General features: G+C 75.2%; 18 protein-coding genes. 10 read left to right on the top strand and 8 right to left on the bottom strand.

The window, feature by feature from the left end:
- Positions 1–111: 111 nt before the first annotated feature.
- From LEP48_RS09945 to LEP48_RS09935, 3 genes are read right to left on the bottom strand one after another with little or no spacing between them, the layout of a single operon-like run.
- A complete protein-coding gene (locus LEP48_RS09945; protein ID WP_225565611.1) occupies positions 112–1,074 on the bottom strand; it encodes an endonuclease/exonuclease/phosphatase family protein in 963 nt (320 codons plus the stop codon).
- Entirely contained in the window at positions 1,067–3,325 is a 2,259-nt protein-coding gene (locus LEP48_RS09940; protein ID WP_225565442.1) for an ATP-dependent DNA helicase RecG, read from the bottom strand. Before LEP48_RS09940 ends, LEP48_RS09945 begins: the two co-directional genes overlap by 8 nt.
- Complete coding sequence (locus LEP48_RS09935) at positions 3,322–5,310, bottom strand: DAK2 domain-containing protein (protein WP_225565441.1); 1,989 nt, start codon at positions 5,308–5,310, stop codon at positions 3,322–3,324. The genes LEP48_RS09940 and LEP48_RS09935 overlap by 4 nt, the downstream gene beginning before the upstream one ends.
- A gap of 109 nt (positions 5,311–5,419) precedes the next feature.
- Between LEP48_RS09935 and rpmB the strand changes: the two genes are divergently transcribed.
- Together rpmB and LEP48_RS09925 are read left to right on the top strand one after the other, a co-directional pair.
- Positions 5,420–5,611, top strand: a complete 192-nt coding sequence (rpmB, locus tag LEP48_RS09930) for a 50S ribosomal protein L28 (protein WP_069984843.1) — start codon at positions 5,420–5,422, stop codon at positions 5,609–5,611.
- A gap of 214 nt (positions 5,612–5,825) precedes the next feature.
- Positions 5,826–6,344: a GNAT family N-acetyltransferase gene (locus tag LEP48_RS09925; RefSeq protein ID WP_225565440.1), complete on the top strand. Its 519-nt coding sequence runs from the start codon at positions 5,826–5,828 to the stop codon at positions 6,342–6,344.
- 40 nt (positions 6,345–6,384) lie between these two features.
- Here the strand turns inward: LEP48_RS09925 and LEP48_RS09920 are convergent, their stop codons facing one another.
- Entirely contained in the window at positions 6,385–7,443 is a 1,059-nt protein-coding gene (locus LEP48_RS09920) for a thiamine-phosphate kinase (protein ID WP_225565439.1), read from the bottom strand.
- Between the two features lie 52 nt (positions 7,444–7,495).
- Between LEP48_RS09920 and LEP48_RS09915 the strand changes: the two genes are divergently transcribed.
- Positions 7,496–7,993 (top strand): DUF3515 family protein, encoded by a 498-nt coding sequence (locus LEP48_RS09915; protein ID WP_225565438.1) that lies wholly within the window; start codon positions 7,496–7,498, stop codon positions 7,991–7,993.
- Positions 7,994–8,058: 65 nt separating this feature from the next.
- Here LEP48_RS09915 and LEP48_RS09910 read toward each other — a convergent pair whose 3' ends face one another.
- Together LEP48_RS09910 and LEP48_RS09905 are read right to left on the bottom strand one after the other, a co-directional pair.
- Positions 8,059–9,225, bottom strand: coding sequence for a D-alanine--D-alanine ligase family protein (locus LEP48_RS09910; protein WP_225565437.1), 1,167 nt, complete (start codon positions 9,223–9,225; stop codon positions 8,059–8,061).
- 45 nt (positions 9,226–9,270) lie between these two features.
- A complete protein-coding gene (locus LEP48_RS09905) occupies positions 9,271–10,851 on the bottom strand; it encodes an AMP-binding protein (protein ID WP_225565436.1) in 1,581 nt (526 codons plus the stop codon).
- Between the two features lie 185 nt (positions 10,852–11,036).
- On the opposite strand from LEP48_RS09905, the gene LEP48_RS09900 reads away from it, so the two are divergent.
- From LEP48_RS09900 to LEP48_RS09870, 7 genes are all read left to right on the top strand, one after another.
- The gene (locus LEP48_RS09900) at positions 11,037–12,446 is read left to right on the top strand and encodes a hemolysin family protein (protein WP_225565435.1); all 1,410 of its coding nucleotides are present in this window, start codon (positions 11,037–11,039) and stop codon (positions 12,444–12,446) included.
- Positions 12,443–13,504: a hemolysin family protein gene (locus tag LEP48_RS09895; protein ID WP_225565434.1), complete on the top strand. Its 1,062-nt coding sequence runs from the start codon at positions 12,443–12,445 to the stop codon at positions 13,502–13,504. Before LEP48_RS09900 ends, LEP48_RS09895 begins: the two co-directional genes overlap by 4 nt.
- A 28-nt stretch (positions 13,505–13,532) precedes the next feature.
- Positions 13,533–14,729: an acyl-CoA dehydrogenase family protein gene (locus LEP48_RS09890; protein WP_225565433.1), complete on the top strand. Its 1,197-nt coding sequence runs from the start codon at positions 13,533–13,535 to the stop codon at positions 14,727–14,729.
- 150 nt (positions 14,730–14,879) lie between these two features.
- Positions 14,880–16,316 carry an MFS transporter gene (locus LEP48_RS09885; RefSeq protein WP_225565432.1) on the top strand — a complete coding sequence of 479 codons (1,437 nt, stop codon included), beginning with the start codon at positions 14,880–14,882 and terminating at the stop codon, positions 16,314–16,316.
- Positions 16,313–17,902: a pyridoxal phosphate-dependent decarboxylase family protein gene (locus LEP48_RS09880; RefSeq protein ID WP_225565431.1), complete on the top strand. Its 1,590-nt coding sequence runs from the start codon at positions 16,313–16,315 to the stop codon at positions 17,900–17,902. Before LEP48_RS09885 ends, LEP48_RS09880 begins: the two co-directional genes overlap by 4 nt.
- Before the next feature lie 186 nt (positions 17,903–18,088).
- Entirely contained in the window at positions 18,089–19,234 is a 1,146-nt protein-coding gene (locus LEP48_RS09875) for a trans-sulfuration enzyme family protein (RefSeq protein ID WP_225565430.1), read from the top strand.
- A gap of 103 nt (positions 19,235–19,337) precedes the next feature.
- Positions 19,338–20,048, top strand: coding sequence for an AMIN-like domain-containing (lipo)protein (locus tag LEP48_RS09870; protein ID WP_225565429.1), 711 nt, complete (start codon positions 19,338–19,340; stop codon positions 20,046–20,048).
- A gap of 57 nt (positions 20,049–20,105) precedes the next feature.
- Here the strand turns inward: LEP48_RS09870 and LEP48_RS09865 are convergent, their stop codons facing one another.
- Together LEP48_RS09865 and LEP48_RS09860 are read right to left on the bottom strand one after the other, a co-directional pair.
- Complete coding sequence (locus tag LEP48_RS09865) at positions 20,106–21,059, bottom strand: NAD(P)H-dependent glycerol-3-phosphate dehydrogenase (protein WP_422723829.1); 954 nt, start codon at positions 21,057–21,059, stop codon at positions 20,106–20,108.
- Between the two features lie 68 nt (positions 21,060–21,127).
- Positions 21,128–21,889 (bottom strand): lysophospholipid acyltransferase family protein, encoded by a 762-nt coding sequence (locus tag LEP48_RS09860; protein WP_225565427.1) that lies wholly within the window; start codon positions 21,887–21,889, stop codon positions 21,128–21,130.
- Between the last annotated feature and the right edge of the window lie 217 nt (positions 21,890–22,106).

Raw genomic sequence — 22,106 nt, 5'->3', positions numbered from 1 at the left:
GCGCCGAGCGTATCCCGGTGGCCCGGCCGCACCAGCAGCGCCGGTGCGGACCCTGCGGTCGCCGTCGGCCCTCCCCTCGACGCCGCCCCCGACGCTGCCCCGACGCTGTGGTCAACGCTCGGGCAGCGCGACGGTGGCCGCCACCGGGAGGTGGTCGCTGGCCGTGCGCACCAGCACGTCGACGCCGGTCACGACCGCGCCGCGCGCCAGGACGTGGTCGATGCGGACCGCCGGCGCGGACGCCGGGAACGTGAACCCGAGGGTCGCCGGCGCCGCGGCCACGTGCGCCAGGACCGGCTCCAGCGCGCGGTCGTCGACCGTCGCGTTGAGGTCGCCGGCCACGACGAGCGCCCGGGCGTCGTCGTCCGCGAGCACCGCCGCGAGCCGGCCGACGCTCTCGTCGCGCAGCTCCGACTCGAGGCCCGCCGAGCCGAACCGCACCGACGGCAGGTGCACCGCGTACACGCGGGGGTCCGGCCCTTTCTCGAGGTCGACGGTCACGCGCAGCCCGCGGTCCCACGAGGCGTCGACGCTGGTGGGACGAAGGTCGACCGGCTCCGCGCCGGTGAGCGGGTGCCGTGACCACACGCCGACGGTCCCCTGCACGGCGTGGTGCGGCAGGTCGTCGCCGAACGCCGCCGTGAACGCACCGGCCAGCGCCGGGGTCACCTCGACGAGCGTGACGACGTCGGGCTGGGAGGCCAGCAGGACCTGCGCCGTCCGGTCCGGGTCCGTGTTGGTGTCGGCCACGTTGTGCTGCACGACGACGAGCCCCTGGCCACCGCGCGGCGCGAGCGGCTCGGCCTGGAGCGGTCCGCACACCCAGATCCACACGCCCGCGGCGGCGACCGCCGCGAGCGCCGCCGTCGCGGACCGGCGCAGCGCCGCCCCGAGGAGCACGGCCACCAGGACGAGGCCCAGCCACGGCAGGAACGTCCCGGCCAGGCTCGCCAGACCGCCGGCGTCCGGCAGCCGCCGGTGACCCCCGAGCAGCAGCACCGCCACCCCCAGGGCGAGCACGGCGAGGAACAGGCCCCGGGTCCACGCGGTACCCGGCCTGCGGCCGTCAGGCACGTTCAAGGAACTCCTCCTGCTCCTCGTCGAGGCGGGCGGCGATGGCGGCGCGCAGCGCTGGCTGCTGGTCCAGCCCCGGGTCGGAGGCGACGACGTCGGCCGCCTCGCGCCGCGCCCGGGCGATGACGTCGGCGTCCTGCACCACCCGCAGGAGCCGCAGCGAGCTGGACCTGCCCGACTGTGCCGCGCCGAGCACGTCGCCCTCCGAGCGGAGCTCGAGGTCGAGCGTCGCCAGCCGGAACCCGTCGGTCGTCTCGGCGAGGGCCTCGACCCGTGCGGCGGCCGGGCTGCCCGGCTGCGCGGTGGACACGAGCAGGCACAGGCCTGCGGCCGCGCCGCGCCCGACCCGGCCGCGGAGCTGGTGCAGCTGGCTCAGGCCGAAACGGTCCGCGTCGAAGATCACCATCACGGTCGCCTCCGGCACGTCCACGCCCACCTCGATCACGGTGGTCGAGACCAGCACCTGGACCTCGCCCGCGGCGAACGCGGCCATGGCCGCCTCCTTGTCCGCGGGCGCCATCTGGCCGTGCAGCACGCCCACCTCGAGACCCGCGAGCGCCGGGGTCTCACGCAGCATGGGGGCCACCTCGAGCACCGCCCGCAGCGGGGCACGGTCCCCTGACCGGCCGGGCTCGGCGTCCACGAGCTCGAGCAGGTCCGGGACGTCGTCGAAGTCCTGGCGCGCTGCGGACGAGCCGTCGGGCAGGTCCTCGTCGGGGTGGATGCGCGGGCACACCACGTACACGCGGTGCCCGGCGTCGACCTCCTCGCGCACCCGTGTCCAGGTGCGCTCCATCCAGCGCGGGTTGTCGGCCGGGACGACGTGCGACGTCGTGCCGGCACGTCCGGACGGCACCTGGGTGAGCGACGACGTCTCCAGGTCCCCGAAGACGGTCATGGCCACGGTGCGCGGGATGGGCGTGGCCGTCATGACGAGCAGGTGCGGCGCGGTGCGCCCCTTGGCGCGCAGGGCGTCGCGCTGCTCGACGCCGAACCGGTGCTGCTCGTCGACGACGACGAGGCCGAGGTCAGCGAACTGCACCTTCTCCGACAGCAGGGCGTGCGTCCCGACGACGATGCCCGCCTCCCCGCTCGCGGCCTGCAGCATGGCCTTCTTGCGGGCGGCGGCCCCCAGCGACCCGGTGAGCAGCGCCACCTGCGTGCCGTGCTCGGCGCCCCCGAGCAGCCCGCCCTCGGCGAGCGGCCCCAGGAGCAGGCGCAGCGTGCGGGCGTGCTGCGCGGCGAGCACCTCCGTGGGCGCGAGCAGCGCCGCCTGCCCGCCGGCGTCGATCACCTGGAGCATGGCCCGCAGCGCCACGACCGTCTTGCCGGAGCCCACCTCGCCCTGCAGCAGCCGCTGCATGGGCCGGGGCTCCGAGAGCTCGCGCGCCAGGTCCTCGCCGACGGAGAGCTGGCCCTGCGTGAGGTCGAACGGCAGCGCCGCGTCGAGGTCCGCGAGCAGGCTCGGTTCCCCTACCGGCCGCGGCGGGCGGGCCGTCGCCTCCTGCTCGGCCGCGCGGGCCCGTCGCTGCGCGAGCGCGGCCTGCAGGACGAACGCCTCCTCGAACCGCAGCCGGTCGCGACCCTTGGCCCACGACTCCTTGTCCGCGGGCGTGTGCACGGCCCGGAGCGTGTCCAGCCTCCCTGCGAGGCCGAGCCGCGCCCGGACCTCGACCGGCACCGGGTCCTCGACGTCGTCGGCCCTCAGCGGGTCCAGCACGGTGCGCACCGCGCGCTGGATGCGCCAGCTCGGCACCGACGACGAGGCCGGGTAGATCGGGATGGGCCGGCTCGCCTCGAACATCGCGGACTCCTCGTCGTCCGCGTCGATGCCGACCATGACGTAGTCCGGGTGCGTGAGCTGGCGCGTGCCGCGGTACTCGCTGACGACGCCGGTGAAGAGCCCGACACTCTGCGGCTTGAGCTTCTCCTCGTGCGGGCGCAGCGCACCCGGGCGCTTGGCGAAGAACGTCAGCGCGAGCTCGTGCCGGCCGTCCGTGACGACCGCCTGCAGGAGCGCACCGCTGCGGGCGCGCATGGTGCGCACGGACGCGCGGGCCACCCGTGCCATCACCGTGACGTGCTCGCCGAGGGCGAGCCGGTCCATGTCCGTGAGCGTGCCCGGGTCACCGTACCGGCGAGGGTAGTGCCGCAGCAGGTCGCCGACGGTCTCCAGGCCCAGCTTCGCCAGCGGGGTCGCGCTGCGCGCGCCGAGCACCTTCGCCAGCGCCTCCGCCTCGCGACCCGTCACCGCTCCACCTCCATCGCGAGCTGGACCCCCTCGCCCGGCACGCCCCGCAACAGCGTCACGACCTCGGCGTCCGCCGACCGGCGCGCCACCTGCTCGGCCAGCGCACCGGCCAGCGCCGCCGGGACCCCGTCGTCGAGGAGGAGCGTCACGACGGCGGGGTAACCCTCGGCGAGCAGCCCGTCGAGCGCTGCCGGAGCCCCCGCCGCGTCCGTGGTCACGACCCGCAGTCCGGCGAGAGCGTCACGTGCGGCGCTGGCGTCGTCCGCGGCGGCCAGAGCCGCCGCCCCGACGGCCACGTGGGCGTCCGTCCCTGCGTCCAGGACGACGACCGACGCCGGTCCTTCGGAGGCCGACGCCGTGTCGGTGGCCCCGGGCGGGTCGACGCCGTCAGTCGCGCCGTCGGTCGCGGCGTCGGCGGCGGCGGCGTCGTCGGCGGCGGTGTCGGCGGCACGGTGCGCGGCCACCGCCTGGACCACGCTGCCCGCCCCGCCGCCCACCGGCCCGGACAGGACGAGCACGCCGGGCGCGGGGTGTCCGAGCGCGGCCGCAGCGAGCTCGTCCGCGGTCACGGGGTCGTCGACGTGGACGAGCACGACCGCTCCCCCGCGCGCCAGGTCGGCGGCCAGGCCGGGCGCGCCGGTCGCCGCGACGAGGCCCCAGGCGACCCGTCCCGCGGTGCCCGCGGGCGGGGCGACGCCGTGCTGGTGCGTCGCCGCCAGGTCGCGGACGTGCACGCGGGACACCGTGCCGCGCCCGGCCCAGCGCCGGGCGACGGCCAGGGCCGCGGCCAGGTCCGCCGTGTGCACGTGCGCCTGCCAGAGGGTCTCCTCGTCGGCGTCACGGTCGGCGTCACGGTCGGCGTCACGGTCGGCGTCCGCGTCGCCGGCCCCGCCCGAGCCGCCGTCGGAGCCGCCGTCCGAGCCGCCGTCGGCGCCCCCGACCACGACCACCGACCCGCCGACCGCGCCGAGGTCCCGCCGCAGCTCGTCTGCCACGGCGCCGGCGCCGAACTCCGCCGCCGCGCCCGGCCGGTGGAGCACGAACATGAGCTCCAGCTCGTCGTCAGCGGGCGCGCCCCCGTCGGCGGGCGCACGCACCCTCGGCTCACGCAGGTCGATGTCGAGCGTCACGGTCGACATGGTGCCGCGCGCCTCCGACACGGCTCGTCCGGCGGTGCCCGGCGCCGTCAGGCAGGGGTACGGCAGCGAGCGGCGGTGCGCCTCGGCGAGCGCGTGCAGCACCAGCAGCAGCCCCGCCGCCCCTGAGTCCAGCACTCCGGCGTCGCGGAGCGCGGCGAGCGCCTGCCCGCTGTCCAGGGCCGCGCGGCGCGCCCCGGCCCGTGCGGCGTCGAGCACGCGCTGGCGGGACGCCGGGTCGGCCGGGTCGTGCCCGGCGGCGGCCTCCCGCGCCGCGCCGGCGGCGACCTCGGCGGCCGTGAGGATGGTCCCGGGCGCCGGGTGGGCCACGGCACGCGCGGCCGTCCTGGCCGCGACGTCCAGCGCCTCCGCGAGCGACGCGCGGCGAGTGGCCGACGCCGCGAGACCGCGCAGCCACTCCGACAGGATGCTCCCCGAGTTCCCGCGCGCCCCCAGCAGCGCGCCGCGGGCGAGCAGGCGCAGCAGGCGCGCACCGCCCGCGTCGACGGGCTCGGCGCGCACCGCGTGGACGCCCTCGCGCAGCGTGAGGTGCATGTTGGTGCCGGTGTCCCCGTCCGCGACGGGGAACACGTTCGCGCCGTCCAGCGTCGCCCGCGCGCTCCCGAGGGCCTCGGCCGCGAGGACGGCCCAGGTGCGCACCACCGCGGCGTCGAGCATCTCCACGTTGTCGACCCAGACGTCGACAGGGGACTCGACGTGCGGCACGGGCACCTCCTCGGGGGCGCTCGTGCGCCGGCGGTCGGACGATCCGCCGCCGGTCCACAGGGCACCGGTCGGCGGTCCCACGGTAGCGGTGACCGACCCCACGTTGAGGCAGCCTCGTTCCATCGGCTATCCTCGTGTGGTTGCCCGGGTTGTCCTGGGCTTCCCCCAGACACCCGAACCCACGTCCTGCTGCCCTGCGCACCCGGACGTGCACGACGATTCAGGAGACACCGTGGCTGCCAACTGCGACGTCTGCGGCAAGGGCCCGGGCTTCGGGCACAGCATCTCGCACTCCCACATCCGCACCAAGCGTCGCTGGAACCCCAACATCCAGCGCGTGCGTGCCGTGGTCGCGGGCACCCCGAAGCGTGTCAACGTGTGCACCTCGTGCCTCAAGGCCGGCAAGGTCACGCGACAGGCCTGAGCCGCCGCGCCGGGCTTGCCCGGTCTCAGACGTAACACCGTATCGACGCCCGTCGGGTTCACCCGGCGGGCGTCGTGCTGTGCCCGGACACGGGCCGGATACCGGCCCGGGCGCCGCCGAGCACGACGTGCACACCCCCGCAACGGCAAAGAATTCGTGAAGCATTCACCAACGCACCTTGGCCAGGGTGCCACCTCCGTGGCATCCTGAGGCGATGATGGTGGAGACCGATAACGACGTGGTGATCCGTTCCGCGGACGTGGCCGACGCGACGCGCATCGCTCAGGTCCATGTCGCCTCGTGGAAGAGCGCGTACTCGAGCGTCCTCCCGGCGAAGTACCTCGACTCGCTCGATCCCGCCGATCGGATCTCCCAGTGGGAGCAGATCCTGGACTCCGGGCGCGGCACCGTCCTCGTCGCCGAGGGCGACGGGCGCCTCCTGGGGTTCGCCAGCTACGGCCCGTCGCGCGACGAGGACGCCGAGGACGAGGACCTCGAGCTCTACGCGATCTACCTCGACCCGGAGGCCTGGGGCCGCGGCGTCGCCCGCGACCTCATGCGGACCGTCCTGGCCGGCGTGCCCGACGGCGTGCCGATGTCGCTGTGGGTCCTCGCCGACAACGAGCGGGCGCACCACTTCTACCGCCGGCACGGCTTCGCCCTCGACGGCGTCGAGCGCATCGACGACATCGCGGACATCCCGGTCACCGAGGTTCGCTTCCGCCGCGGCTGACGCCCGGAAGGGCCCGGAGCCGCGGCCGGACGGCGCCTGGTCAGCCGCCGAAGTGGTCCCACCCGGGCCCGACGGCAGGCACCGCCCCGTCCAGCGTCACCCGCGGACCCGTCGCGGCCCGTTCCCGCACCACCCCGATCGGGGTGAACCCCGCAGGGAGCGCCGCCGAGGGCGGGAACGTGGCGAGCAGGCCGTGGTCCTCCCCGCCCGACAGCACCCAGTCCAGCGCCTGGTCCGCCGCGGCGCGCCCGACGAGCCCGAGCGCGCGGGCCGCGGCCTCCAGGCCGCGAACCGCCGGGCGCAGCGCCGCGGCGTCGAGGTCGACGACCACGCCGCTCGCCCGCGCCATCCGGCCGGCGTCGCGCAACAGTCCGTCGGAGACGTCGAGCATCGCCGTCGCGCCCGCGGCCCCGGCCGCGACACCGGCGGCGAGGGGCGCCTGCGGGCGCAGGTAGCCCGCCACGTACGGCGCGGACGGCCCCGACGCCCCGGGGGCGCCGTCAGCCGGCGACGCGGCACCGGCCCCCAGGAGGGCGAGCCCGGCGGCCGAGCGACCTCTGACCCCGGCGTGCGCCACGACGTCCCCCGGCCGTGCCCCGGAGCGCACCACCGGCGCCCTGCCCTCGAGGTCTCCGTGGGCGGTCACCGCGACCACCAGGGCGTCCCCGCCGGACAGGTCGCCGCCGACCACCGCGGCCCCGACGGGTGCGCACGCCGCCGCCACCCCGCGGGCCAGGCCCTCGACCCAGGCCGCGGGGACATTGCCCGGCACCACCAGCGAGACCACCAGCGCCGTCGGGCGGGCGCCCATCGCCGCGACGTCGGCGAGGTTCTGCACCGCCGCACGCGCCCCGACGTCGTCGCCCGACGACCAGCGGCGGCGGAAGTGCCGGTCCTCGACCAGGACGTCGGTCGTCACGACGAACCGGCCGTCCGGCGCGGCGACCACCGCCGCGTCGTCCCCCGGCCCGAGCAGCGTCGCGTCCCCCGCGGGCAGGAGCGGGAAGACCCTGGCCAGCAGCTCCTCCTCGGACAGGTCGCGCACGAGCACCTCGCCCTCGGGCCGAGCGGCGGGGAGCGGTGCGGTGGCGTCGGTCACGAGCACGACCCTAAGCGCTCGACCATCTCGGGCCGCCGGGTACGGTGGGCGCGTGCTGCGCCCACCCACCCTGCGACGTCCCCGGTCCCGGCGCGCCGCCGCGACGCTCCTCGCCGCGCTCGCCGTCGTCCCGCTGGCCGCGTGCGCCCCGACGATCGGCGCGATCCCCGCCGAGGACGCCGCGAACCCCGCCTGCGCGCCGGTCATGCTCGCGATGCCCGAGACCCTCGCCGGCGACCTCGTCCAGCGCCAGACCGACGCACAGGCCACCACCGCGTGGGGCGAGCCCGGCGCGGCCGTCACGCTGCGGTGCGGCGTCACGCCTCCGGGGCCGTCCGCGGACTGCCAGAGCGTCGAGTCCGCCGGCGGGACGGTCGACTGGATCGTCGAGGCGGGCGACGACGGCACGTGGCGGTTCACCACGTACGGGCGCGAGCCGGCCGTCGAGGTCCTCGTGCCGCCCGCGGTCACCGAGAGCCGCTCGACGTCGTTCATCGGTGACCTCGCCCAGGCTGTCGGCCTGATCGAGCCCACCGCCGTCTGCACCTGACCGGGTCGCCCGAGCAGAGATCCGGGCGATCGTCGCGCCCGGCGAGAGCCTGCTGCCCTGAGCGGTCAGCGCAGGCCGGTGGGCCGCTCGAGGGCGAGCTGGATCAGCTCGTCGACCAGCTCGGGGTAGGTGACCCCCGATGCCTCCCACATGCGCGGGTACATCGAGAACGGCGTGAAGCCCGGCATGGTGTTGATCTCGTTGACGATCACCCGCTCGTCGGGCGTGACGAACACGTCCACCCGCGACAGGCCCTCGGCGCCCACCGCCTCGAAGGTGCGCACGGCGACCTCGCGGATCTCGTCGATGACGTGCTGCGGCAGCTCCGCCGGGCACCGCAGGTCGACGTGGGCCTCGTCGAGGTACTTCGCCTCGAAGTCGTAGAACGCGTGGCTGCCGTGGTCGACGACGATCTCGCCCGGCAGGGAGGCGCGCGGGCCGGCGCCGGCGCGGCCGCCCAGCACGGCGCACTCGATCTCGCGGCCGTCGATGCCGGCCTCCACGATCACCTTGGGGTCGTGCTCGCGCGCGGCCTCGACGGCGGCCTCCAGGTCCGCGAGGTCGTCGACGCGGGTGATGCCGAGCGACGACCCGGCGCGCGCCGGCTTGACGAACAGCGGCAGCCCGAGCGGCTCGACGGCCTCGAGGCACGCCTGCCGGTCCCGCGCCCAGTCCCCCGGGCGGATGACGGTGTACGGCCCGACGGCCAGCCCCTGGCCGGCGAGCACGAGCTTCATGAAGTGCTTGTCCATGCCGACGGCGGAGGCGAGCACGCCCGCGCCCACGTAGTGCACGTCCGCGAGCTCGAGCAGACCCTGCACGGTGCCGTCCTCGCCGAACGGGCCGTGCAGCAGCGGGAAGACGACGTCGACCTCGCCCAGCACCGCCGGCACCTGGCCCGGCTCGAGCGTACGCAGCGTGCGCTCGCCCTGCGTGAGGGACAGCAGCACCTCGGCGCCCGAGTCGGCCGTCACCTCGGGCAGCCGCCCGTCGGTGATCTGCCAGCGGGCCGGGTCGTCGGCGGCCACCACCCAGCGGCCCGCGCGGGTGATGCCGACGGGCACCACGTCGTAGCGGTCGCGGTCGATGGCACGCAGCACCCCGGCGGCGGTCGAGGCGGAGATGGCGTGCTCCCCCGAGCGCCCGCCGAACAGCAGCGCGACGCGCACCCGGCGGGGCGGGACGGCGTCTGCGGGGACGGCGGGAACGGGTGCGGTCGTGGCGTCGGACATCGCCGCCGACCCTACCGGACCACCACCTCTGCTGTGAGCGGGCGGTCAGCGGGCGCGGAGCTCCTTGCGGAGGATCTTGCCCGCGGACGACTTGGGGATCGCCTCGACGAACTCCACGACGCGCACCTTCTTGTACGGGGCGACCTGCTCCGCCACGAACGACTGGACGCCGTCGGCGGTGAGCTCGCTCCCCGGGGCGCGCACCACGAACGCCTTCGGCACCTCCCCCGCCTCGGTGTCGGGGACGCCGATGACGGCGGCGTCCGCGATCTCGGGGTGCGTCAGCAGCAGCGCCTCCAGCTCGGCCGGGGCCACCTGGTACCCCTTGTGCTTGATGAGCTCCTTGAGCCGGTCGACGACGTAGAACGCGCCGTCCGCGTCGACGGTGACGATGTCGCCGGTGTGCAGGAACCCGTCGCGGGTGAGGGTGTCGGCGGTCGACTGCTCGTCGGCGAGGTAGCCGACCATGACGTTCGGCCCCTTGCACAGCAGCTCGCCCGGGGCGCTGACCCCCTCGGCGGGCTGGTGGATCTCCTCGCCGGTGGCCGGGTCGACGATCCGCGCCTCCATGTTCGGCACGAGCAGCCCCACCGACCCGGCGGAGATTCCGGTGCTGCCGGCCGGGATGACGTGCGAGACCGGCGACATCTCCGACATCCCGTAGCCCTGCATCACCCGCGCCGCAGGCAGCCGCCGCCCCACGGCGGCGGCGAGCTGCTCGTCGAACGGCGCCGCGCCCGACATGAGGATCCGCACGCTCGACAGGTCGCGGCCGGCGGCGGCCGGGTGCTTGGCCAGGGCCAGCGCGATCGGCGGCGCGACGAACAGCACGGTGGCCCGGTGGTCCTCGATGACCTGCAGGTACTGCGCCAGGTCGAACCGCGGCAGTGTGACGAGCGTCGAGCGCTGGTAGATCGCGCCGTTCATGAGCACCGTCATGCCGTAGATGTGGAAGAACGGCAGCACGGCCGGGATCACGTCGTCCGGGCCGAGCGGGATGTACGGCTCCCCCTGCACGACGTTCGCCACGAGGTTGCGGTGCGTGAGCATGACGCCCTTGGGCAGCCCCGTCGTCCCGGACGAGTACGGGAGCACCGCGAGGTGCGTCGCCGGGTCGAACGTGACGTCCGGCGCCGGCTTGCCCGACGTGAGCAGGTCGCGCAGCGACGGGTGCCCCTCGGCGCCGTCGAGCACCACGACGTCGTCCGACCCGAAGCCCACGGCCGACGCCCCCGCCCGCGCGGCGTCGAGCAGCGGCGAGACGGTGACGAGCGCCCGCGCGCCGGAGGCCTTGAGCTGCTTGCCGACCTCCGCCCCGGTGGCGAGCGCGTTGATCGTGGTCACCGTGACGCCCGCGCGCAGCAGTCCGTGGAAGACGGTGACGAACGCGGGGACGTTCGGGCTGTGCAGCGCGACGACGTCCCCGACGCCGTACCCACGGGCCGCCACCGCCCCCGCGACCGCGTCGACCTGCGCGCGCAGCGCCCCGTAGGAGGTCACCGCGCCCGACGGTCCGTCGATCACCGCAGGGTGGTCCAGGTCGGCGTCGTCCAGGCCGTCGAAGAGGAAGTCGTAGATCGTCACGTCGGGGATCTCGACGTCGGGGTGGGGGCTGCGGATGACCATGGCACTACCTCTCCGTACGGCACGGTCCTCGTCGACCGTGGTGGCCGGGAGCATAGCCGCGGGAACCGCACGGGCGGGAGCCTCGTTGGGATGGACGTGCCAGAGACGACGACCCTGAGACCCGCGGCCGCGGACGACCCCCCGGCCGCCGACGACCCCAGTCATAGTCCCGGGGCGGTGCCCCGATGAGCGCGGTCCTGAGCCTCCTGGCCGGCGTCGTCGTGATCCTCGCGATCACCGCCGTGACGGCGTACTTCGTCGCCCAGGAGTTCGCCTACATGACGGTGGACCGGTCCCGGCTCGCCGCCGCCGCGGAGGCCGGAGACGCGACCGCCGCGCGCGCCCTGGCGGTCACGCGCCGCACCTCCTTCGTGCTGTCGGGCGCCCAGCTCGGCATCACCGTGACCGGCCTGCTGGTCGGCTACGTCGCGGAGCCCCTCGTGGGCGACGCGCTGGGCACCCTGCTCGGCGGCGTCGGCGTCCCGACCGGCGTCGGCGTCGCGGTCGGCACCGTCGTGGCCCTGCTGGTCTCCACGCTCGTGCAGATGCTCTTCGGTGAGCTGTTCCCGAAGAATCTCGCGATCGCCCGTCCCGAGCCCACGGCCCGGAGCCTCGCGGCCTCCACGACCGCGTACCTCACCGTGCTCGGCTGGCTCATCGCCGTCTTCGACCGGGCGTCCAACGCCCTGCTGCGCCTGCTGCGCATCGAGCCGGTGCACGACGTCGAGCACTCCGCCACGGCGCGCGACCTCGAGCACATCGTGGCGGACTCCCGCACCAGCGGGGACCTGCCCGACGAGCTCTCGGTGCTGCTCGACCGCATCCTCGACTTCCCGCAGCAGGACGTCGAGCACGCGATGATCCCCCGGTCCCGGGTGGGCACGGTCGCGCCGGACCTGAGCGTCGGCGAGCTGCGCCGGCTCATGGCGGGCGGGCACTCCCGCTATCCCGTGGTCGACGACGAGGACCAGGCGCTCGGCGTGGTCCAGCTCGCCGACCTGCTGCGCACCCCGTTGCCGGACGACGCGCCCGTCGTCGAGATGATGCAGCCGGTGACGGTGCTCCCCACCCTCATGCTGCTGCCCACCGCGCTGACGGAGCTCACCCGCGCCCGCAACCAGCTCGCCGTCGTCGTCGACGAGTACGGCGGCTTCGCCGGCGTCCTCACCCTCGAGGACCTGGCGGAGGAGCTGGTGGGCGAGATCACGGACGAGCACGACGTGGCGCAGCCCGCGACGGTCACTGCCACCGGCGACGCCACCTGGGTGATGGGCGGCGACGTCCACCTCGACGAGGCCGAGCGCGCCATCGGGCACGACCTGCCGCGCGGCGACCACGAGACGGTCTCGGGCCTGGTGATCTCCCGGCACGGCGCCCTGCCGCGCGCCGGGGACACGGTGCGCATCGACCTGCCGCCCGAGGCGGCCGACCTCGTCCTCGACGAGCCCGTCACCCGGTGGCTCGACGTCGAGGTGCTGAGCGTCGAGCGCCACGTGCCGCACCACGTGCGGTGCCACCTGGTCGAGCGCACCGGGGCCGCCCCGCTCACCGGCGCCGGCGAGAGCACCGCCACCACGCAGGAGGAGGGCCGATGAGCAACCCCTGGACCGTCCTCGTCGCGACCGTCGCGATCATCGCGCTGAGCGCGTTCTTCGTCGCCGTCGAGTTCGCCCTCCTTGGCGCCCGCCGACACCGCCTGGAGGACGCCGCGCCGAACAGCCGCTCGGCCCGCGCCGCGTTGCGCAGCTCCTCCGAGCTGACCCTGCTGCTCGCCGGCTCCCAGCTCGGCATCACGGCCTGCACCCTCGCGCTCGGCGCCGTGACCAAGCCTGCCGTGCACCACTGGCTGACCCCGCTGTTCGCCACCTGGGGCGCGCCGTCCTGGGTCGCCGACGTCGCCGGTTTCGTGCTGGCGCTGATCATCGTGACGTTCCTGCACCTGGTGGTGGGCGAGATGGCGCCGAAGTCGTGGGCCATCGCCCACCCGGAGCGGTCGGCGACGCTGCTCGCGCTGCCGATGCGGGCGTTCATGTGGGCGACCCGCCCCGTGCTGCGCTGGCTCAACGCGCTGGCGAACCGCTGCCTGCGGGCGGTGGGCGTCGAGCCCGTGGACCACGTCGCGGTCGGTCACGACCCCGCGACGCTGCGCCACCTGGTGGAGCACTCCGCCAACGTCGGGTCGCTCGACGCGTCGTACTCGACGCAGATCTCCGGCGCGCTGGAGCTGCAGACGCTCACCGTGGAGGCGCTCGTGCCCGCGGGTGCCCGCCCGACGGCGGTCCCCGCGAGCGCGACGGCGGCCGACGTGCGGGCGGCGTCCGTGACGTCCGGGCACCTGCGCATCCTGCTGGGCACGCCCGACGACCCCAGCCCTGTCGGTGCCGGCGGGGCGGGTGGCGTGGTGCACGTGCGCGACACGCTCCTGCTCGACGACGCCGCCCCGGTCGCGGACATCGCGCGCGAGCCCGTCGTGCTCGACGCGACGACGACGGTGCACGCGGCGCTGGCCCGTCTGCGCGAGGCCGGGGAGCAGCTCGCGCTGGTCACGCGCGAGGGCCGCACGGTCGGCGTCGTCACCCTCTCCGACGTGCTGCGCAGGCTGCTGCCGGCACCCGGGGGCGCGGCCGCCGTCGGGCCCGGGACGGACGACTGAGAGCGAGGGTGCGGGCTACGGTGAACCCATGCCCGCGCCCTCAGCCGCCTCACCGTTCACCCCGCCCCGCCAGATCCTCACCGAGGAGCTGCTGGAGACCATCCGCGGCCGCGCCGCGACCCACGACCGCGAGAACTCGTTCTTCACCGAGGACCTCGAGGACCTCAAGGCGACGGGATACCTGGCGGCGATGGTCCCCGAGCACCTCGGCGGCGCCGGGCTGACGCTTCGCGAGGCCGCCCGGGAGCAGGCCCGCCTCGCCGGGGCGGCCCCCGCCACCGCGCTGGCCGTGAACATGCACCACGTCTGGGTGGGTGTGGCCCGGTACCTGCACGAGCGCGGCGACGGCTCGCTCGACTGGCTGCTCACCGAGGCCGCGCGCGGCGAGGTGTTCGGCTTCGGCTACTCCGAGGCGGGCAACGACCTGGTGCTGCTGGGATCGCGCACGCAGGCCCGTCCCGACGGCGAGGGCGGGTACGCGTTCCACGGCACCAAGATCTTCACGTCCAACTCGCCCGGCTGGACGCGCCTCGGCGTCATGGGCCTCGACGAGGAGACGGACCCCGACGACCCGCGCATCGTGCACGCGTTCATCACGCGCGACGGCGGCGGGTTCGAGATCAAGGACGACTGGGACACCCTCGGCATGCGTGCCTCGCAGTCCTGCACCACGGTGCTCGACGGCGCCCACGCCCCCGCGGACCGTGTGCTGCGCCGCATCGCGCCCGGGCCCAGCCTCGACCCGTACGTGCTCGGCATCTTCACGTCGTTCGAGATCCTGCTCGCGAGCGTGTACCTCGGGATCGCCGACCGGGCGCTGACGCTCGCCGTCGAGACCGTGAACAAGCGCCGCTCGATGAAGACCGGCAAGACGTACGCGCAGGACCCGGACATCCGCTGGCGCATCGCCACGGCCGCGCTGGCGCTCGACGGCCTGTGGCCGCAGCTCGACATGGTCGCGGGCGAGGTCGACGCGCAGGTCGACGTGCGGTCCGGGTCCGGCGCCGGCTACTTCCGCTCGACGGCGGGTCTCAAGGTGCGCGTCACCGAGACCGCGCGGCAGGTGGTGGACGAGGCCATCCGCTGCTCGGGCGGCTCCACGTACTTCAACCGCTCCGAGCTCGGCCGCCTGTACCGCGACGTGCTCGCGGGGATCTTCCACCCGTCCGACGACGAGTCCGCGCACTCCACGGTGGCGCAGTCCGTCCTGGGCCCGCTCGCCTGACCTCCCTGGCGAGCTGTCAGGCTCACGTGCATGATTCCGTGCACCTGGACCTGACAGGTCCGAGCGCCCGAGAGCTGTCAGGCTCACGTGCATGATTCCGTGCACCTGGACCTGACAGGTCGGGGCCGGGCGGGGCTAGGATCCCGCGTCATGACCTTGGCCAGGGGCACTGTCGCCCGGTACGCCGTCGGCTCCGTGGGGACCGGCGGCTTCGGCACCCTGCCGGGGCTCGTCCTGGTCTTCTACCTCACCGACACGCTCGGCGTGGCCGCCGGCGTCGCCGGGCTGCTGGTCACCGCGGCCAAGGTCTGGGACGTCCTCGTCGACCCGGTGATCGGCGCGGCGAGCGACCGCGAGCGCGCCACCACCGGCCGGCGACGGCGGCTCATGGTCGCGGGCGGCGTCGCCCTCCCGCTGTTCTTCCTGCTCACGTTCGCCGTCCCGGCAGGGCTGGCCCCGGCCGCGAGCGCACTGTGGGTGCTGGGCGCGTTTCTGCTCGCCGCGACGGCGTTCAGCTTGTTCCAGGTGCCCTACATCGCGCTGCCCGCGGAGATCGCCGGCACCTACGACGCCCGCACCCGCCTGCTGACCGCGCGCGTCGTGGTCCTCTCCGCGGCGATCCTGCTGTTCGGCGGCGGCGGTCCGGCCCTGCGAGAGCTCGGCGGCGACGACGAACGGCTCGGCTACCTGGTGATGGCGGCGGCCGCTGCGCTCGTCCTCGGGGCGGCGATGCTGGTCTCGTCCACCGTGGAGCGTTCCGCCGGGGCGCTCGCGGCACCGACCGGGGACCCGGCGCCCGGGCACCACGTGCTCACCCACTACCGGGACGGCGTGGCGCTGCTGCGCACCAGCCGGCCCTTCCGCACGCTGCTGGCCGCGTTCGTGCTCCAGGCGCTCGCCACCGGAGCGATGCTCGCCGCCGCCCAGTACGTGGCCACCTGGGTGCTCCGCGACACCGCCGCCGTGACGTTCCTGTTCGTCGCGCTCGTGGGCCCGGCGCTGGTCTGCACGCCCCTGTGGGGGCGGGTCGCGCGCCGCGTCGGCAAGGAGCGGGCGTTCGGGCTGGCCTCGGCGGTGTTCCTCGTCGCGGCGCTCGCGCTCGTCGGTCTCGCCTGGGCGCCGGGCGCCTGGGTCTACGTGCCGGTCGCCGCCGCCGGCGGCGCGTACTCCGGCATGCAGGCGCTGCCGATGGCGATGCTGCCCGACGTCATCGCGCACGATGCCCGGACGCGCGGCACCGGGCGGGCCGGGACCTTCGGCGGCGTGTGGACCGCGGGCGAGACGACCGGCATGGCGCTCGGCACCACGCTGCTCACCGCCGTCCTCGCCGCGACCGGCTACGTCGCCTCGACGGACGTCCAGTCCGTCACCCAGCCCGCGTCCGCCGTCGTCGGCGTCGTCGCGGGCTTCAGCGTCGTGCCGGCGCTCCTGGTCGCGCTGAGCCTGGTACCGCTGGCGCGCTACCCGCTGCGCCGGGCCGACATCGATGACGACGGCGGTGGCGGGGACACCGTCGGAGGCGAGAAGAGCGACCCCACCGACACCACCGGCCGCGCACCGACCACGACCGCCCAGGAGAACCCGTGACCGACTCCCCCGCCCCCGCCGCACCGCCCGCGCGGGTGGATCTCGCCGAGGCGCCCGACACGGTGCTCGCGGCCCTCGCCGCCCTGCGCGCCCACGACGCCCCCACCCACGGCGGCCGGGTGCTCAGCTACGTGTACGACCCGGGCGTGCCCGAGCTCGACGAGCTCGCCGCCGAGGCGGTGCGCGCCATGCAGCCGGTCAACGGCCTGGACCCGACGACGTTCGGCTCGGTCGCCGCGCTCGAGCGTGACGTGCTCGCCTTCGCCCGCGACCTGCTGGGCGGCGACGAGGACACGGTCGGCACCGTGACCAGCGGCGGCACGGAGAGCTGCCTGCTGGCCGTGCAGTCGGCCCGCGACACATGGCTCGCGGCCCGCGGGCTCGAGCCGGGCCAGGCCCGCCCGCGACTGGTCGCCCCGGTCACGGTGCACGCGGCCTTCCAGAAGGCGGCGCACCTGTACGGGCTCGAGCTCGACCTGGTGCCGGTGGCCGCCTCCGGCCCGGCGGCGGGCGCGGTGGACGCCGCCACGATCGGCGCCCGGTTCGCCGGCGGACTCGCGGACGACGTCGCTCTGGTCGTCGTCTCTGCGCCGTCGTACCCGCACGCGGCGCTCGACCCGGTCGGGCAGGTGGCGGAGCTCGCCGCCCGCGCCGGGCTGCCGCTGCACGTCGACGCCTGCATCGGCGGTTTCGCGCTGCCGTTCTGGCCGGACCTGCCCGCGTGGGACCTGCGCGTGCCCGGGGTCACCAGCATCAGCGCGGACCTGCACAAGTACGCGTTCGCCCCCAAGGGCGCCTCGGTGCTGCTGCACCGCGACCGAGACCGGCAGCGGGCGCAGTACTTCGCCACCACCCGCTGGCCGGGCTACCCCGTGGTGAACCCGACGCTGCTGGGCTCGCGGTCGGGTGGGCCGCTCGCCGCGTCGTGGGCCATCCTGCGGGCCCTGGGCACCGGCGGTCTGGGCACCCTGGCGGACCGGGCGCGGACCGCGACGCTGGCACTCCGCGACGCCGTCGGTGGCTCGTCCGGTGGCTCGTCCGCCGCGACGGGAATCGAAGGGCTGCGCGTCGTCGGCACGCCGGCGGGCCCGTTGCTCGCCGTCGCGTCGGACGACGACGCCCCGGCGGAGCGGCGCGTCGACCCGCACCTGTGGGCGGACGCCGTCGCGCGCCGTGGCTGGGTGCTGCAGGCCCAGCCCGCGCTGACCCAGCCGGACGGCACGCGACTGCCGCACACCACCCATCTCACGGTGACGCCCGTGACCGCGTCGGTGCTCGACGACCTGCTGCCGGTGCTCACGGGCGCCGCCGACGAGGTGCGCGGCCTCCCGCGCCCCGATGCGGGCGCGCTGCTCGGTACGCTGCCACCGCTGGACGCGGGGCGTCCCCTCGACTCCGCGACCGCCGCCGCGCTGCTGGAGGGCATCGGCCTGGGTGGTGTCGGCGGCGTGGACGGGACAGGCGCCGCTCGGGGCGTGGGCCCGATGGCGCCCCTGCTCGCCCTGGTCGAGGCGCTCCCTGCCGCGCTCGTCGAGCGGCTGCTGGTGGAGCTCCTCGCCCGGCTCGTGGAGCCGCACACGGGCTGACCCGTCCCCCTGCCGCGAGTTGTCAGGACCAGCACCACGAAAACGTGCACGTGGCCCTGACAGATTGCCGGGTGCCCCGAGTTGTCAGGCCCACGTGCACAGGAACCTGCACGTGGCCCTGACAACTCTCCCCGGCACGGTGGAACGGGCCGCTCCAGCCCTCGCACCACGTCGTACGCTGCGACCATGACGCACGACGCACCCAGCCCGCTGTCCCCCGCCACCGTCGCGGTCACCGCCGGCCGGCCCGACCGCGTGCAGGGCGGCCCGGTGAACCCGCCGGTCGTGCTCAGCTCCACGTTCGTCAACCAGGGCGTCAGCGCCCCCGGCGACCTGCTCTACGGGCGCATGGACACCGAGACGTGGCACCCGTTCGAGGAGGCGCTGGCGGCGCTCGAGGGCGCACGGCACGGCGTCGTCTTCGGCTCGGGGATGGCCGCGGTCGTCGCAGCCGTCGGTGCCGTGCCGCCGGCCGGCGTGGTCGTCGCGCCACGGCACGCCTACCAGGTCTCGCTGGGCTACCTCGACGACCTCGCCGCGCGACACGGCGTCGAGGTGCGCCGCGTGGACATCGCCGACACCGACCAGGTGCTCACGGCCCTCGACGGCGCGCACGTGCTGCTCGTGGAGTCCCCCACCAACCCGATGCTCGAGGTCGCGGACCTGCCCGTGCTGCTCGCCGCCGCCCGGGAGCGGGGCGTACGGTCCGTCGTCGACAACACGTTCGCCACCCCGCTGGGCCAGCGGCCTCTCGACCTGGGTGCCGACATCGTCGTGCACTCCGTGACCAAGTACCTCGCCGGACACTCCGACGTCGTCCTCGGCGCGGCGGTGACGCGCGACGACGCCCTCGCGGCCGAGCTGCGCGCCTATCGCACGCTGCACGGCTCGATCGCCGGCCCGATGGAGGTGTGGCTGGCACTGCGCGGCCTGCGCACGCTGCACCTGCGGGTGGAGCGGGCGAACGCGAACGCCGCGGAGCTGGCCCGTCGGCTCGCCGCGCACCCCGCCGTGGTGGAGGTGCGGCACCCGTCGCTGCCCGACGACCCGGGCCACGACCGCGCGGCCGCGCAGATGAACGGGTTCGGCGCCATCCTCGGCCTGCGCCCCCGGGGCGGGGCGGACGCCGCGGACGCCGTCGTCGCCGCCCTCCGGCTCTGGGTGCCGGCGACGTCGTTGGGGGGCGTCGAGTCCACGCTCGAACGGCGTCGGCGCTTCCCGACCGAGTCCGTCACCGTGCCCGAGGACCTGCTGCGCCTCTCGGTGGGGGTCGAGGACGTCGAGGACCTCTGGGCGGACCTCGACCAGGCGCTGGCCGGCACCGCCCGCTGACGCCCGCCGCGCGGCCGGCCGTCGCCGACGGCGGCCCGGTCGCGATGCGGTGACCAGCCGGTGTGTCTACGGTCGAGGGAGGAACCCCACGAGCGGAGGCGCGATGTCCAGGAGCCTGACCCGAGCCCGCACCGGCGTCGTCGTGGGAGCGACCGCCGTCCTGCTGCTCGCCGCGTGCGCCGACGATGCGGACGCACCGGGCACCGACGGAACCACCTCCACCACGACGGAGGCGAGCGCGACGCCGAGCCCGGCGACCAGTCCCGCGGACGACAGCACGGACGACAGCGCCGACGACGACACAGCGCTCGACGACACGAGCGGCGACGAGCCCACGCAGGACGCCCCGTTCCCCGCGAACGCCGAGAAGGACACCGGCGACGCGAGCCAGGACGCGGCACTGGTCGTGACCGGCGTCCGCGTCGGCACGCACCAGGGGTTCGACCGCGTCGTCTTCGACCTCGAGGGCACGGGGACGCCCGGCTGGAGCGTGGAGTACGTCGACAGCGCGACGGACGACGGCAGCGGCGAGCCCGTCGACGTGGACGGCGACAAGATCCTGCAGGTGCGGCTCTCGGGCATGGCCGTGCCCACCGAGGGCGACGTTACCGAGTACGACGGGGCCACCCTCGACCCGGACGGCACCGACGCCGTGGAGGAGGTCGTCTACCGCTTCTGGTTCGAGGGCTACACGACGGCGTTCGTCGGGGTCGACGACGGCGAGGCGGGCGAGCCGCTGCCGTTCCGCGTGTTCGCGCTCGAGGACCCGGCACGCGTCGTCGTCGACGTCCAGCACGGACCCGACGACGACTGAGCCGACAACGAGTCGGTTCCCCGCACGACACCCAGGGCGGCGCGGCGTGCGGCGGCCTCAGCCGCCGATGCCCTCCGCCTTCTGCGGACGCGAGAGCAGGCCACGTGCCATGTCCTCGACAGGCAGGCCGTCGTAGAGCACGGAGACGACGCCGGAGGTGATGGGCACGTCGACACCGTGCTTGCTCGCCAGGTCCAGCACCGAGCGGCACGACTTGGCGCCCTCGGCCGTGGTCCCGGTGGCCGTGACGGCCTCCTCGAGCGACATGCCCTCGCCGATGTGGCGGCCGAGGGTGTTGTTGCGCGACAGCGGCGACGTGCACGTGGCGACCAGGTCGCCCATGCCTGCGAGGCCGGAGAAGGTCGCTGCGTCGGCGCCCAGCTCGAGGCCGAGGCGCGTGATCTCCACCAGGCCACGCGTGATCACGGTGGCGATGGTGTTCGAGCCGAAGCCACGCCCCTGGGCCATGCCGACGGCCAGGGCGATGACGTTCTTCACCGCCCCGCACAGCTCCACGCCGACCACGTCGTCGTTGGTGTACGGGCGGAAGTAGGGGTTCGAGCACGCCTCCGCGACGAACCTGGCCGCGTCCTCGTCGATGCAGGCCACGACGGTCGCCGTGGGCTGCCGCTCGGCGATCTCGAGCGCCAGGTTGGGGCCGGACACGACGGCGACGCGCGACAGCGGGACGTCGAGCGCCTCGACGATGACCTGGCTCATGCGCTCGTCCGTGCCGAGCTCCACCCCCTTCATCAGCGAGACGATGACGGCGTCCGGCTCGACGAGGTCGCGCAGCGCGGTGAGGGTGGCGCGGGCCACCTGGGACGGCACGGCCACGACGACGATCTGCGCGTCGGCCAGCGCCTCGGCGGCGTCGGTTGTCCCCGTCATCGCGGGCAGCGTGATCCCGGGCAGGTACCGGGCGTTGGTGTGCTGCGTGGTCACCTCCTCCGCGACGTCGGCGGAGCGCCCCCAGAGGCGGACGTCGCAGCCGGCGTCGGCGAGCACCATCGCGAAGGTGGTGCCCCAGGAGCCGGAGCCCAGGACGGCGACACGTGTCGCAGGGGTGGTCGGGTTCGTCACGGGCGCTCCACAGGCGGGTAGGTCGTGCGCTTGGCCTCGTACTCGGGGTGCCTGCGCAGGTCGAAGCGCGCGGCGGGCGGCGTCTCCTGCCGGATCTCGGCGAGCTGCGCGGTGATCGCGTCCATGACGCGGTCCGTGACCTGGCGCAGCACCTGCGAGTCGACGGGTCGGTCGTACAGGTCGGACAGGTCGACGGGCGGCCCGGCGACGATGGTCACCGTCTTCTTGCGGCCGAACAGGCGCGGGACGCGGCCGTACCGGGGCAGGAACTCGTGCGCGCCCCACTGGGCGACCGGCACCACGGGCAGCTTGCTCGCGAGGGCCATTCGCGCCAGCCCGGTCTTTCCCTCCATAGGCCAGAGGTCCGGGTCCCGCGTCAGCGTGCCCTCGGGCAGGATCGTCACGCACGCGCCGTCGCCGAGCTGTTCTCCGGCTGCCTCGAGGGACCTGGCGGCGGCCGCGGTGCCCCGGTCGACGGGGATCATGCGCGTGGCCCGCAGCGCCCACCCGACCAGCGGCGTCGTGAACAGGCCGCGCTTGGCCAGGATCCGCGGCTCGTAGCCCTTGTCGAACATGTAGTGCGCCAACGTGAGCGCGTCGAACTCGGTCACGTGGTTCGCGGCAGCGATGAAGCCGCCGTCGCGGGGCAGGTTCTCCTCCCCGCGGTCCCAGTCGTAGCGAACCAGCGCGAACATCAGGTTGCGCACCACGACCGCGACGGCGCGGTAGGCACGGGAGTCAGGTCGGGCGATCGGCACGGAGCCAGAGCCTACCGCTCGCACGACGACGGCCCGGCGCCGCGGGACGCCGAGCCGTCGGATCGGTGCGCGCTGGGTCGTTGCTCGGTCGTGCTCAGTCGCGGGAGACGTCGGCGCCGAGCGCGACCAGCTTGTCCTGGAACGCCTCGTACCCACGATCGATCAGGCTGATCCCCCGCACCGTGGACGTCCCCTTCGCGGTCAACGCCGCGATCAG

The organism is Isoptericola luteus (assembly GCF_020297055.1).
In the GTDB taxonomy this organism is placed as follows: Bacteria; Actinomycetota; Actinomycetes; order Actinomycetales; family Cellulomonadaceae; genus Isoptericola; species Isoptericola luteus.
Note: the sequence above shows the minus strand (reverse complement) of the source record. Positions and strands in the feature narration are given on the sequence as shown.

What these genes read in the sequence shown, in the direction of transcription:
- LEP48_RS09905 (WP_225565436.1), bottom strand. Translation starts at nt 10,851, where the DNA reads ATGGTCATCCGCAGCCCCCACCCCGACGTCGAGATCCCCGACGTGACG.
- LEP48_RS09900 (WP_225565435.1), top strand. Translation starts at nt 11,037, where the DNA reads ATGAGCGCGGTCCTGAGCCTCCTGGCCGGCGTCGTCGTGATCCTCGCG.
- LEP48_RS09925 (WP_225565440.1), top strand. Translation starts at nt 5,826, where the DNA reads ATGATGGTGGAGACCGATAACGACGTGGTGATCCGTTCCGCGGACGTG.
- LEP48_RS09895 (WP_225565434.1), top strand. Translation starts at nt 12,443, where the DNA reads ATGAGCAACCCCTGGACCGTCCTCGTCGCGACCGTCGCGATCATCGCG.
- LEP48_RS09875 (WP_225565430.1), top strand. Translation starts at nt 18,089, where the DNA reads ATGACGCACGACGCACCCAGCCCGCTGTCCCCCGCCACCGTCGCGGTC.
- LEP48_RS09885 (WP_225565432.1), top strand. Translation starts at nt 14,880, where the DNA reads ATGACCTTGGCCAGGGGCACTGTCGCCCGGTACGCCGTCGGCTCCGTG.
- LEP48_RS09890 (WP_225565433.1), top strand. Translation starts at nt 13,533, where the DNA reads ATGCCCGCGCCCTCAGCCGCCTCACCGTTCACCCCGCCCCGCCAGATC.
- LEP48_RS09910 (WP_225565437.1), bottom strand. Translation starts at nt 9,225, where the DNA reads ATGTCCGACGCCACGACCGCACCCGTTCCCGCCGTCCCCGCAGACGCC.
- LEP48_RS09870 (WP_225565429.1), top strand. Translation starts at nt 19,338, where the DNA reads ATGTCCAGGAGCCTGACCCGAGCCCGCACCGGCGTCGTCGTGGGAGCG.
- LEP48_RS09865 (WP_422723829.1), bottom strand. Translation starts at nt 21,059, where the DNA reads ATGGTGCTCGCCGACGCCGGCTGCGACGTCCGCCTCTGGGGGCGCTCC.
- LEP48_RS09935 (WP_225565441.1), bottom strand. Translation starts at nt 5,310, where the DNA reads ATGGAACGAGGCTGCCTCAACGTGGGGTCGGTCACCGCTACCGTGGGA.